The organism is Mesorhizobium prunaredense (genome assembly GCF_900156895.1).
GTDB classification, from domain to species: Bacteria; Pseudomonadota; Alphaproteobacteria; order Rhizobiales; family Rhizobiaceae; genus Mesorhizobium; species Mesorhizobium prunaredense.
In genome coordinates this window covers 1-9,909 of the sequence record NZ_FTPD01000018.1, presented here as the reverse complement: position 1 = coordinate 9,909, position 9,909 = coordinate 1, and the positions used below count along the sequence as shown (strand labels likewise).

Annotated in this window: 12 protein-coding genes and 1 tRNA gene; 5 read left to right on the top strand and 8 right to left on the bottom strand. The window is 60.7% G+C overall.

Features of this window, described 5'->3' with window-relative positions; translation table 11 throughout:
* Positions 1-31: 31 nt before the first annotated feature.
* Together hyi and gcl are read right to left on the bottom strand one after the other, a co-directional pair.
* Positions 32-823 (bottom strand): hydroxypyruvate isomerase, encoded by a 792-nt coding sequence (hyi, locus tag BQ8794_RS15740; protein ID WP_077379132.1) that lies wholly within the window; start codon positions 821-823, stop codon positions 32-34.
* 14 nt (positions 824-837) lie between these two features.
* Positions 838-2,619 (bottom strand): glyoxylate carboligase, encoded by a 1,782-nt coding sequence (gene gcl / locus BQ8794_RS15735; RefSeq protein WP_077379131.1) that lies wholly within the window; start codon positions 2,617-2,619, stop codon positions 838-840.
* Between the two features lie 202 nt (positions 2,620-2,821).
* Here gcl and bhcR point away from each other — a divergent pair, with 202 nt between their 5' ends.
* Complete coding sequence (gene bhcR, locus BQ8794_RS15730) at positions 2,822-3,706, top strand: HTH-type transcriptional regulator BhcR (RefSeq protein WP_077379142.1); 885 nt, start codon at positions 2,822-2,824, stop codon at positions 3,704-3,706.
* A 61-nt stretch (positions 3,707-3,767) separates the two neighbouring features.
* Positions 3,768-4,262 carry a YbaK/EbsC family protein gene (locus BQ8794_RS15725; RefSeq protein WP_077379130.1) on the top strand — a complete coding sequence of 165 codons (495 nt, stop codon included), beginning with the start codon at positions 3,768-3,770 and terminating at the stop codon, positions 4,260-4,262.
* Here BQ8794_RS15725 and BQ8794_RS15720 read toward each other — a convergent pair.
* The 3 genes from BQ8794_RS15720 to BQ8794_RS15710 all read right to left on the bottom strand — a co-directional run bounded on the left by BQ8794_RS15720 (position 4,230) and on the right by BQ8794_RS15710 (position 5,439).
* On the bottom strand, positions 4,230-4,586 hold the full coding sequence (locus BQ8794_RS15720; RefSeq protein WP_077379129.1) for a hypothetical protein: 357 nt from the start codon (positions 4,584-4,586) through the stop codon (positions 4,230-4,232). The two genes, BQ8794_RS15725 and BQ8794_RS15720, sit on opposite strands and share 33 nt — an antisense overlap.
* Positions 4,587-4,767: 181 nt before the next feature.
* Positions 4,768-5,076, bottom strand: coding sequence for a BA14K family protein (locus BQ8794_RS15715; protein ID WP_077379128.1), 309 nt, complete (start codon positions 5,074-5,076; stop codon positions 4,768-4,770).
* Between the two features lie 195 nt (positions 5,077-5,271).
* On the bottom strand, positions 5,272-5,439 hold the full coding sequence (locus tag BQ8794_RS15710; RefSeq protein ID WP_077379127.1) for a hypothetical protein: 168 nt from the start codon (positions 5,437-5,439) through the stop codon (positions 5,272-5,274).
* 147 nt (positions 5,440-5,586) lie between these two features.
* Here BQ8794_RS15710 and BQ8794_RS15705 point away from each other — a divergent pair.
* From BQ8794_RS15705 to BQ8794_RS36060, 3 genes are all read left to right on the top strand, one after another.
* A tRNA-Thr gene (locus tag BQ8794_RS15705) sits at positions 5,587-5,662 on the top strand.
* A gap of 690 nt (positions 5,663-6,352) precedes the next feature.
* A complete protein-coding gene (locus BQ8794_RS15695) occupies positions 6,353-6,796 on the top strand; it encodes a hypothetical protein (protein ID WP_077379126.1) in 444 nt (147 codons plus the stop codon).
* Between the two features lie 717 nt (positions 6,797-7,513).
* The gene (locus BQ8794_RS36060) at positions 7,514-7,771 is read left to right on the top strand and encodes a hypothetical protein (RefSeq protein WP_210189840.1); all 258 of its coding nucleotides are present in this window, start codon (positions 7,514-7,516) and stop codon (positions 7,769-7,771) included.
* A gap of 195 nt (positions 7,772-7,966) precedes the next feature.
* Here the strand turns inward: BQ8794_RS36060 and BQ8794_RS15685 are convergent, their stop codons facing one another.
* From BQ8794_RS15685 to BQ8794_RS15675, 3 genes are all read right to left on the bottom strand, one after another.
* The gene (locus tag BQ8794_RS15685) at positions 7,967-8,260 is read right to left on the bottom strand and encodes a hypothetical protein (protein WP_143744583.1); all 294 of its coding nucleotides are present in this window, start codon (positions 8,258-8,260) and stop codon (positions 7,967-7,969) included.
* Between the two features lie 81 nt (positions 8,261-8,341).
* On the bottom strand, positions 8,342-8,671 hold the full coding sequence (locus BQ8794_RS15680; RefSeq protein ID WP_077379123.1) for a hypothetical protein: 330 nt from the start codon (positions 8,669-8,671) through the stop codon (positions 8,342-8,344).
* 129 nt (positions 8,672-8,800) lie between these two features.
* Positions 8,801-9,637, bottom strand: a complete 837-nt coding sequence (locus BQ8794_RS15675; RefSeq protein WP_483189061.1) for an ATP-dependent DNA ligase — start codon at positions 9,635-9,637, stop codon at positions 8,801-8,803.
* Between the last annotated feature and the right edge of the window lie 272 nt (positions 9,638-9,909).

Here is a 9,909-nt window from a genome sequence, read left to right as displayed (position 1 = left end):
GACGGAACGCGCCGTCAATTGTAAACGTCCCCTACGCCGCCGCCTGCCCGGCAAACTCCCGGAACCAACCCAGCCCGGCTTCCGTCCCGCCCTTCGGCTTGTACTCCGCCCCGACCCAACCAGTATAGCCGATGCGGTCGATGTGGCTGTACAGAAAAGGAAAATTGATCTCGCCCGTCCCCGGCTCATGACGGCCGGGATTGTCCGCCAGCTGGATATGCGCAATGCGGTTGAGGTTTGCCTCGATGGTGCGGGCGAGATCCCCCTCCATGATCTGCATGTGATAGATGTCATATTGCAGGAACAGGTTCTTTGAGCCGACGCGGTCGATGAGCGCCAGGGCCTGGTCCGAATAGTTGAGGAAGAAGCCGGGAATGTCGCCGGTGTTGATCGGCTCGATCAGCAGCCTCACGCCGGCCTGCTCCAGCTTCTCGGCCGCGAACGCCAGGTTTTCGGCGAAAACATCTTCCAGCAGCGAACGCTCGACACCTTGCGGCGCGATGCCGGCGAGGCAGTTGACCTGTTCGCAACTCAGCGCATGCGCGTAGGTGATCGCCTTGGCGACGCCTTGCCGGAACTCGGGAACACGATCCGGCAGCACGGCAATGCCACGCTCGCCCTTGGCCCAGTCGCCGGCCGGCAGGTTGAACTGCACCTGGGTCAGGCCGTTTTTCTTCAGCCTTGCCGCAACGACATCGGGCGCATGATCATAGGGGCCGATATATTCGACACCCCCAAAACCGGCGCGGGCGGCGGCTTCGAAGCGGTCGAGGAAATCGTGCTCGCCAAAGAGCATCGAGAGATTGGCTGAAAAACGCGGCATTCTTTTTTCTCCGTTCAGTCCAGCATGACGATCGCCGTCGGGGCGTCTTCGTGATGTTCGGCAAGCTCCTCGAATTCGGTGATCTTGTCGATTTCGGTGCCCATCGAAATGTTGGTGACGCGCTCTAATATGAATTCAAGCACGACCGGAACCTGGTGCTCCTTCATCAGGCGCTGCGCCTGCTTGAAGGCGCCGGCGAATTCCTCCGGCCCGCGCACCCGGACCGCCTTGCAGCCCATCGCCTCGGCGACAGCAACGTGGTCGACGCCGTAGCCAGCCTCGGGATCGTCCTTCCGGTTGACGTTCTCGAAGGCGAGGCTGACCTCGAAATCCATCGAAAAGCCGCGCTGCGCCTGGCGGATGAGGCCGAGATAGGCATTGTTCACGACGACATGGATATAGGGCAATTTGTGCTGCGCGCCGGCCGCCAGTTCCTCGATCATGAACTGGAAATCGTAGTCGCCGGACAGCGCCACGATGTTGCGCTGCGGGTCGGCGGCGCGAACGCCAAGTGCGGCCGGCAGCGTCCAGCCGAGCGGGCCGGCCTGGCCGCAATTGATCCAGTTGCGCGGCTTGTAGACATGCAGGAACTGCGCGCCGGCGATCTGCGAAAGGCCGATCGTGGTGACGTAGGTGGTGTCGCGGCCGAATGCCTTGTTCATCTCCTCGTAGACGCGCTGCGGTTTTAGCGGCACCTGGTCGAAATGCGTCTTGCGCTTCAGCGTCTTCTTGCGGCCTTGGCATTCCCCGGCCCAGACCGACCAGTCGCGCAGTTTCCCAGCCGTCTTCCATTCCGTGGCGACGTCGAGCAGCATTTTGAGCGCTGCACCGGCGTCCGAGACGACACCGAGATCCGGCGCGAAGACACGGCCGATCTGGGTCGGCTCGATGTCGACATGGATGAATTTCTTGCCCCTGGTGTAGACGTCGACGGAGCCGGTGTGGCGGTTGGCCCAGCGGTTGCCGATGCCGAAGACGAAATCGGCCTCGAGCATCGTTGCGTTGCCGTAGCGATGCGAAGTCTGCAGCCCGCACATGCCGGCCATCAGCCGGTGGTCGTCGGGGATCGCGCCCCAGCCCATCAGCGTCGGGATCACGGGGACGCCGGTGACTTCGGCGAACTCGATCAGCAAATCCGAAGCGTCGGCATTGATGATGCCGCCACCCGCAACGATGACAGGCTTTTCCGCCACGTTGAGCATTTTCAGCGCTTTCTCGGCCTGGTCGCGCGACATTGCCGGCTTGAACGGCACCAGCGGCTCATAGGCATCGATGTCGAACTCGATCTCGGCCAGCTGCACGTCGACCGGCAGATCGATGAGGACCGGCCCCGGCCGCGACGAGCGCATCAGGTGGAACGCCTTCTGCAGCGCCATCGGCACGAGATAGGGTTCCATCACGGTGACCGCCCATTTGGCGACGGGTGCTGCGATGGCGGCGATGTCGACGGCCTGGAAATCCTCCTTGTTGAGACGCGCCCGTGGCGCCTGGCCGGTGATGCAGAGGATCGGGATGGAATCGGCCGCGGCCGAATAGAGGCCGGTGATCATGTCGGTGCCGGCCGGACCCGAAGTGCCGATGCACAGGCCGATATTGCCTGATTTGGCGCGGGTATAACCTTCGGCCATGTGCGAGGCCGCCTCGACATGGCGCGCCAGGATATGGCGGATCGTACCCCTCGCCTTCAGCGCCGAATAGAACGGGTTGATGGCTGCACCCGGCACGCCGAAGGCGCAGGAGATGCCTTCCTTTTCCAAAACGAGAACCGCTGCGTCGACTGCGCGCATCCTGGCCATGTCAGCCTCCACGGAATTGTTGATGGCCGAGAATGGCAGCGCGCCTATTATTTTTCAATTTTTTCAGAATATTTTTTCATTTCTAAGAAACCGGGGCTATCTGCTGATTTAATTGGATTTTCTGTTTTCCACGAAATTCCCATGGCAAATTGGTGAAAAACTTTTTCATTGCGTATTTGGCGAAATCGGCAAGAATGCCACTATGGAAACCGCCGAAAAACGCCAGCGCGGACGGCCGCGTGCCTTCCACGGTCCGGCCGAGCCGGCTTCGGTGCAGTCGCTCGACCGGGCGCTGCGCATCCTGGCCATCGTCGCCGAAGGCAGCGGCCTGTCGCTGAGCGAGATCGCCACCACGTCCGGCTTGCCGGCTTCCACCGCCTACCGCATGCTGACGACGCTGGAAAATCACGGCATGGTCGAGTTCGACAGCAGCGACCAGCTGTGGTCGATCGGCGTCGAGACCTATCGCATGGGTGCGGCGTTCCTGCGCCGCCGCAAGCTGGTCGACCGCGCCCGCATCGTAATGCAGGAATTGATGGAGAAGACCGGCGAGACCGCCAATCTCGGCGTCGCCGAGGACGATTGCGTCGTCTTCGTCAGCCAGGTCGAGACGCATCAGGCGATCCGCGCCTTCTTCCGGCCAGGCACGCGCACTTCCTTCCATGCATCGGGCATCGGCAAGGCGGTGCTGGCGCATCTTGAGCCGCAGCGCGTCGGCGCCGTCCTGCGCCGGACCGGGCTGGAGCGCTTCACCGAAAAGACGCTTTCCGACATCTCGGCGCTGGCCCGTGATCTGGTGGCGATCAAGCTGCGCGGCTGGTCGGTCGACGACGAGGAACGGCACCCCGGCATGCGCTGCGTTGCCGCCGCCATCTTCAGCGAGTTCGGCGAACCGATCGGCGGCGTGTCGGTTTCGGGACCGACGGTGCGGGTCACGCCGGAGCGGCTGGCCGAGATCGGCCCCCTGGTGCGCGAAGCCGCAACGGAAATAACCAGGATGATTGGTGGTCTGCCGCCCCCTTCTTCACCAAGCCGCGCCGCCGAACCGGGTTCACTCTTCGAGATTGGCGCTGCGCGCTTACCTTGACAGCCGCCCGGCTACGGCCAAGTTTTCGTCCACCTTCCGCCAGCCGACGCCCGAAAGACGCATGAGCCTCCAATCCGTCAAAGCCTTCTTCGCCGAATATGCCCCCGACATCGAGGTGATCGAAACGCCGACAAGCTCGGCGACCGTCGCGCTCGCGGCCGAGGCGCACGGCGTTGAGCCGGGGCAGATCGCCAAGACCATCTGCCTGCGCGTCGGTGACCGGGTCATGCTGGTCGTCGCCCGCGGCGACGCGCGCATCGACAATCGCAAATCGCGCGATGCATTCGGCGGCAAGCCGCGCATGCTCGATGCCGAGCAGGTGGCCGAAATCACTGGCCATCCGATTGGCGGCGTCTGCCCCTTCGGCCTCGCCTCGCCGTTGCCGGTCTATTGCGACGTATCGCTGCGCGCCTACGATCAGGTCGTGCCAGCGGCCGGCGCAACCAATGCAGCGGTGAAAATAGGCGTCGAGCGCATGGCAGCGCTGACCGGCGCCGAATGGTGCGACATCTGTCAGGATGAGCTAGGCCCCGGGCACCGCGCTTTTGGTCGATAGGTCGTAGAAATCAAGCAGCATCGCCAGCCCAACTCCGCAGGCGGTGAAGATGAGGCCGGCGATGAAGATGCGGATGGCGCGTTCATAGACGCGTCGCTGTAGAGACGTTGTGTCGAGCAGCAACCGCAGCGCTCGTATCTGCAAGGCAATGCCTATCAAAATCGGCACGACGGCTGCCAGGTGATAGATTTCCCAAGGGAGCGGGTTGGCGGCCCAATGCGTGATGAAGCCCAGCGAGAAAGCCAGTAGAATGCCGACGGTGGTGATCGTGCCGTTGCGGAAATCCGTCTCAATCTGCTCTTCCTTGGGTTCGTGCTCGTCCAAGCGTCCCTCTCCCTCTGGTGCCTTCACCGCCAGACTAAGCTGTCGAAAAATCCCTGTACATCCCTCGCTGGAACCGGTTGCGGTGCCGGGTTCAATTTCGCAACCCAGACAGCTGAAAAAGGGGCAGTGGGTAGGGCAGTGGGTGCCCCTTTTTCCCTTGCCTGAAACGGTTCACCTCCCCTCAAAGCCGGCAGCGGTGACGGTAGCCGTCGTAACCGACATAGGTGTCGGAGTACGGATCGTAGCTCTGATAGTGGTTAAGGCAGCGCCGGACGTGCCATGAGCCGCCATTTTCCTGGATGTAGACGGTGCGCGGCTGGGCGAGCGCGGTGCCGAGCAGGAAGCCACCGACGCCGGCGGCGATGCCGATGCCAAGGTGCTTGTTGTGATGGTGCTTGTGATGGGCAGCCGAAGGCTGAACGGTGCCGGCCAGCATTGCGGCGGCGACAGTGGTGGCAATGAGGCCGGAAACGATGGTGCGCTTGAACATGATGATCTCCTGCTGCGTTGTGAGAGGCGATCCATCCGCCTCTTGACCATCTGTCGTGGCAGCAAGGAAAAAGGTTCGACGGTTTTTTTGGATTTTTTCGAAAGCGCAAAAGCGGCGGTCTGAACTGAGCTTGCGGTCGGGCGCGCAATTACGACCGGCGAGGAGCGCCGGTCGACAGTCCGGCGGCGGGAGGCCTCAGCCCATGCCGGTGATGTGGCGCAGCCAGAAGGCAAGCGCGATGAAGCCGATGATGGTGGTGACGCCGGTCCAGTCGACATTGGCGCTCTTCAAAACCCTGATGAGCTTCACCAGGAGAAACCAGGCCACGACGACGATCAGGGCAATGACGACAAGTCTGATCATGCGACACCCTCGCCTATGCGATTGCACCTTAGAACGATATAGGAAGCCAATTGGCCGTTTTCAGGATGCCTGCGCCGGCAGCTCCGGCGCGCTCAAAACGGAGTTTTGTCTTTACTGGCGCACCAAATATGCTAACCGGAGCGCCGTGCCCTTGTAGCTCAGCTGGTAGAGCAGCGGTTTTGTAAACCGAAGGTCGGCGGTTCGATTCCGTCCGGGGGCACCAGCAAAATCAATAAGTTAGTGTCAATTAACTCATCGAATCCTTAGCGACAGAAAGCCACTGGGGTAACAATTGGGGTAACAATTGGGGTAACAAAAAGCCCGCCACCGTGAGGCAGCGGGCCATATCGCCAAGCTTGCGAGTCGATCAGTGCCGCTGCGCTAGAACCGGCCGGCGTCGAGTTCATCCCCGAGAACGGCGGTGGCGCTGGGGTGAGGTTGAGGATGAAATAACGCGGAAATCGTCAGCGCGCCCTTGCACTTGAAACTACACTTTTATGCGATAACCCTTTATGCGGATTGCTCTGGCTTGCCTTTGCGCCAGATCGGCGCGATGCTGCCCTTGGGAGTTGTCAAAGGAGAGATCTCCAGCAGCACACCGCTACCAGGAGGTAAGCGATGGGTCCTATGGAAAAGCCGCCTTATGTGCCGACAGAGATTCATGTCGGAACGGTCACGGACAAGATGGGCAATCTCGGAATCCTCTCAATCCAGACGACAGAAGGCCGCCTGGATGTTGCAACCGCCAGGCAGCGGAGGCGATCGTCAACGCCATTAGCGCAATTCGGAGGAAGCTTGCATCGAACCAAAGCTAGTGGCCTAGTCGTTCAACATTCTGCCGGTAAAAGCTTTCTAGTGACTTCCGCTTTTGCGGTTGGAGGGGCATCAACTGAAACCGCTTTGGAGATTCCTGATGCACCTCGTCATAGCAGCACTGAGATGGCGGTCCAATCGTTCGAAGGCAGCACTGCTCCTGGGATCGGCACTTTTCGCCGCTAGCGCATCCGTAGCATGGGCCGATGCTCTTGAGGTTTTGCAAGGCGTCTGGGTCCGGGAACGCACCGACTGCACGAGGGTGTTCGAGAAGATCCAGGGGAAAGTCCGCTTCAAGGACCGTACCTATGCGTCCGAGGACGGTTTCATCATTACCGGCAACAAGGGAAAGGGCCCGGTTGGGGGCACCTGCACGATCTCGCAAGTCAACGAGGAGAACGACCGCTTCTCCGCCCTATTAACCTGTGCGGACGCTGTTGTATCCCGGAAGTTTTCATGGTCATTCCGCATCATCGACGCAACCCACTTTGAGCGCTTTGATGCGATGGTTGGTGCCATTAAATACAAGAAATGCGCGTTCTGACTAAAGCGTTGAACAAGCCTGCCCGACACCCACTCATGGAACCGAGTCTAGGCTCATCCGATTTTAGGGCTAGAGGAACCGAACACCGCCGTTTTGCTTGGCAACCCGTCCGCTTCGACCGAGCATGACACCGAGGCGCTAGGTTCATGAGGTTGACGTTATTTTTTTCCATCACCCTGCCCCCCGTGCGAGACGTTGCCGACAATAGCTTGGCCGCCTTCGTTCACCGTGACGTGCTTCACGGTGACGTGCTGCTGGCCGCCCGTGCGGTATTTCTTGCATGCCGATACTCGTGACAAGGTGAAACGCGCCCTCGAAGCGGCCGGCGTCGAGTTCATCGCGGAGAATGGCGGCGGCGCGGGCGTGAGGTTGCGGAAATGAAGATGCTAGAGTAAGCACTTGACGCCAAGGGGGTTACTCCGAAAAGGAGCGGCTGCGGGCGCGCCTCCTGCCTTGCTTTCATGTTAGCGCAAGCGCATATTTCTATCAGCCGGCGCCCCCCCCATACCCGCCGGCCAGGGCCGGCAGCCACGGCGTTCCCCTCCGCCCCCTAGAAGGCGGCCGGACCGCTGTTTTCACGCGCCTTAGGTCCGCAAGTAAACCATCCGACCACCCCGCCATCTTGCGGGAAGAGTCGCTACGAATTTTTTGGAACATTCATCTCGGCCCGAAGTTGGTTTTTCAGGTCGCAATCAAGCGGCAGGATGGAGAATCGACATGATGAAAGTTCTCGCAGCAGCAGTTTTGACTCTCGGCTTGGCTGGCGGCGCGATGGCGCAAACGAACGGTACGGGCAGCGACGGCGGCAATGAATCGTCCAGCAGCGGCGGCGCCCCGAGTGGCGGAGGGGGGAACAGCCCAACAGCCGAAGGCGATCCGGGTGGTGCTCCCGACAAGTGCAAAACGGGGGCTACGGGCAAAACAACCACTACCGACCCCGCTACCACAGACCAGCAAGCCAAGAACTGCCCCTAAACCGGGCATGGTACCCATGCGACTCCACGCCCCGGCATTGAAGTGCCGGGGTTTTGCTTTGAACTGGCCATCGGCATGGCGTTAGCTGGCTAACGCCTCTTCGGCTTCGGCGTGATCTCTTCGATCTGCGCGCCCTCGCCGATATCTTTTGCCATGGCTTCTCCCCAACGCCCCCACAAACGGCGCCCGCCACTTTCAGTCCCCTCGTTCGAAAGTTGGCTTCCAATCGCGATTGCGCGCCCGCTGCTGGCCTTCGTAGTCAGGAACGCATGTGAAGAACACCTGCCGGCGGTCGCGGCCGGCAGCCTTGCAATTTGAGCAGACAAAGAGCCCGACCAGGTCGTCATGCATCGAGACGTGGTCACGGCCGAGCCTGTCAATCAGCGCCTGGATGTCGAGCTTCGTCGATTTGCAGCACATCGGGTGTCCGCAATTGACATAGATGGTTTCGCGGGCGGCCAGGGTGTCAGCGAGGGTCTTTTGGGGCATGGCGATCTCCGTTGAAGGGCTCGCCGCAACGGAGAGGATTATATTCCTGAGGTCTATGTGAAACGCAAGCGGGCCTGCCCATCAGAGCGTTGACGCAACCGCCTCATCTAATAGCCCGGACCCTGCGACGCCCAGGAGCAACAGCACGGAAAGCGCCAAGACAGCCAATACCATGATGGGTGTTGCGTCTGGGAAGATGACGGTGATCGCGCGAGTCGACGGAGCCTCCAAAACCTCACCTCCGCCCTCGATCGACGCTTCTTTCCGCTGGCTTCTCCTCATCCCACGGGACGGGACCCCAACGTACTTCATGTTCAAAATTCTGGCCGAGATGTCTCCGGCAATTACCGGATCATCGGACAGATGGCCTGCAATCCATTCAGGGAGGTATTCCTCACCGCGCTCGCCCATGGCACCCAGTAACCCGCGTCACATTTACTCAACTTTTAGACTTAATCATATCAGCTACTACCATCGGTTGTGACAGGCAAACCTTAAAGCGCGTCGCGCTTGACCGGCCTTATGCGACGCGACTGAGCTTCACCCGTCCCAGAAGTCCTGAAGCGAGGCGTGCCGAAGGCCTTCCTCGCCCCTCAGATGCTTCACGCGGGCTTTGATTACCGGCCTAACCCACTGTGTTGCCGGCCGCTTTGGCATGTCCTTTGGCGGTGGCCCGGCATGTTCCTGGACCCGTTTCCATAGCCGCTCGCGCATCTCGCGATTGACGCTCACGAACGCACTGCCGACATATTTCCGGGTGCCTGGCTCGGCCATCAGAGCGAAGGCCGGCTTACCCCGCTCGCGCTCGACACCAAGAAGCTCGAATTCGCTTTCGGTGAAGGATTTGGTCTTTAGCCAATTGGTAGTCGGGCCGCTGCGATATTTGCTGCCTCGACGCTTCGATACCATTCCTTCCAGGCCGGCCGCGTCGATCAGATGATAGATCGCATTAGCCTCGCCTGGCATTGTCTCACTGAACTGGATGCGGCTGTCAGACCCTATAAGGCCGGCCAGGATTTCCCGCCGATCCTCAAGCGCCATATCGCGCAAATCGTGGCCATTGAGATGCAGCAGATCGAACGCGACGAAATAGAGGTCGTGCTGGCGCCTGGTGATTGCCTTGCGCAACGCGGCAAAATCCGAAAGGCCACCCTCATTCAGGACGACGACTTCGCCGTCGATGGTGGCGTTCTGTACGTTGAGAGCTTTGGCTGCCTCGACCAGATCGCGGTACTTCGATGTCCAGTCTAGGCCGCGGCGGGTGAAGATCCGCGCGCCGCCGGCGTCGATGATAATCTGGGAGCGGTAGCCGTCGAATTTGGCTTCATGCATCCAGTCATCGCCTTGGGGCGGCTTGGCGACCAAGGTAGGCATCATCGGAGGAATGAACTCTAGCCGGCCGGGTCCGGCACTCACTCGTTTGCGCACAGGTTCGAGTCTAGGCTCATCCGATTTGATGGCTAGGGGAACGGACCGTGACCATTTTACTAAATTAGCGATGATGCATGTAGCGCCATATAGTTCGCTAGCCGGCGACCCCAACGCCCCCCGCTGGCTAGGCGCGGCGGCCCGATAGTCACCCGATAGATTGTCGGGCCGCCCCTAGCAAAATTCGCACGGTAGCGACCGACCTGAGCCGAGGTAGGACC

Excerpts from the sequence above, each read along its gene's own strand:
- BQ8794_RS15695 (WP_077379126.1), top strand. The coding sequence starts at position 6,353 with ATGCACCTCGTCATAGCAGCACTGAGATGGCGGTCCAATCGTTCGAAG.
- BQ8794_RS15715 (WP_077379128.1), bottom strand. The coding sequence starts at position 5,076 with ATGTTCAAGCGCACCATCGTTTCCGGCCTCATTGCCACCACTGTCGCC.
- BQ8794_RS36060 (WP_210189840.1), top strand. The coding sequence starts at position 7,514 with ATGATGAAAGTTCTCGCAGCAGCAGTTTTGACTCTCGGCTTGGCTGGC.
- BQ8794_RS15725 (WP_077379130.1), top strand. The coding sequence starts at position 3,768 with ATGAGCCTCCAATCCGTCAAAGCCTTCTTCGCCGAATATGCCCCCGAC.
- BQ8794_RS15675 (WP_483189061.1), bottom strand. The coding sequence starts at position 9,637 with ATGATGCCTACCTTGGTCGCCAAGCCGCCCCAAGGCGATGACTGGATG.
- BQ8794_RS15710 (WP_077379127.1), bottom strand. The coding sequence starts at position 5,439 with ATGATCAGACTTGTCGTCATTGCCCTGATCGTCGTCGTGGCCTGGTTT.
- BQ8794_RS15685 (WP_143744583.1), bottom strand. The coding sequence starts at position 8,260 with ATGCCCCAAAAGACCCTCGCTGACACCCTGGCCGCCCGCGAAACCATC.
- gcl (WP_077379131.1), bottom strand. The coding sequence starts at position 2,619 with ATGGCCAGGATGCGCGCAGTCGACGCAGCGGTTCTCGTTTTGGAAAAG.
- hyi (WP_077379132.1), bottom strand. The coding sequence starts at position 823 with ATGCCGCGTTTTTCAGCCAATCTCTCGATGCTCTTTGGCGAGCACGAT.
- bhcR (WP_077379142.1), top strand. The coding sequence starts at position 2,822 with ATGGAAACCGCCGAAAAACGCCAGCGCGGACGGCCGCGTGCCTTCCAC.
- BQ8794_RS15680 (WP_077379123.1), bottom strand. The coding sequence starts at position 8,671 with ATGGGCGAGCGCGGTGAGGAATACCTCCCTGAATGGATTGCAGGCCAT.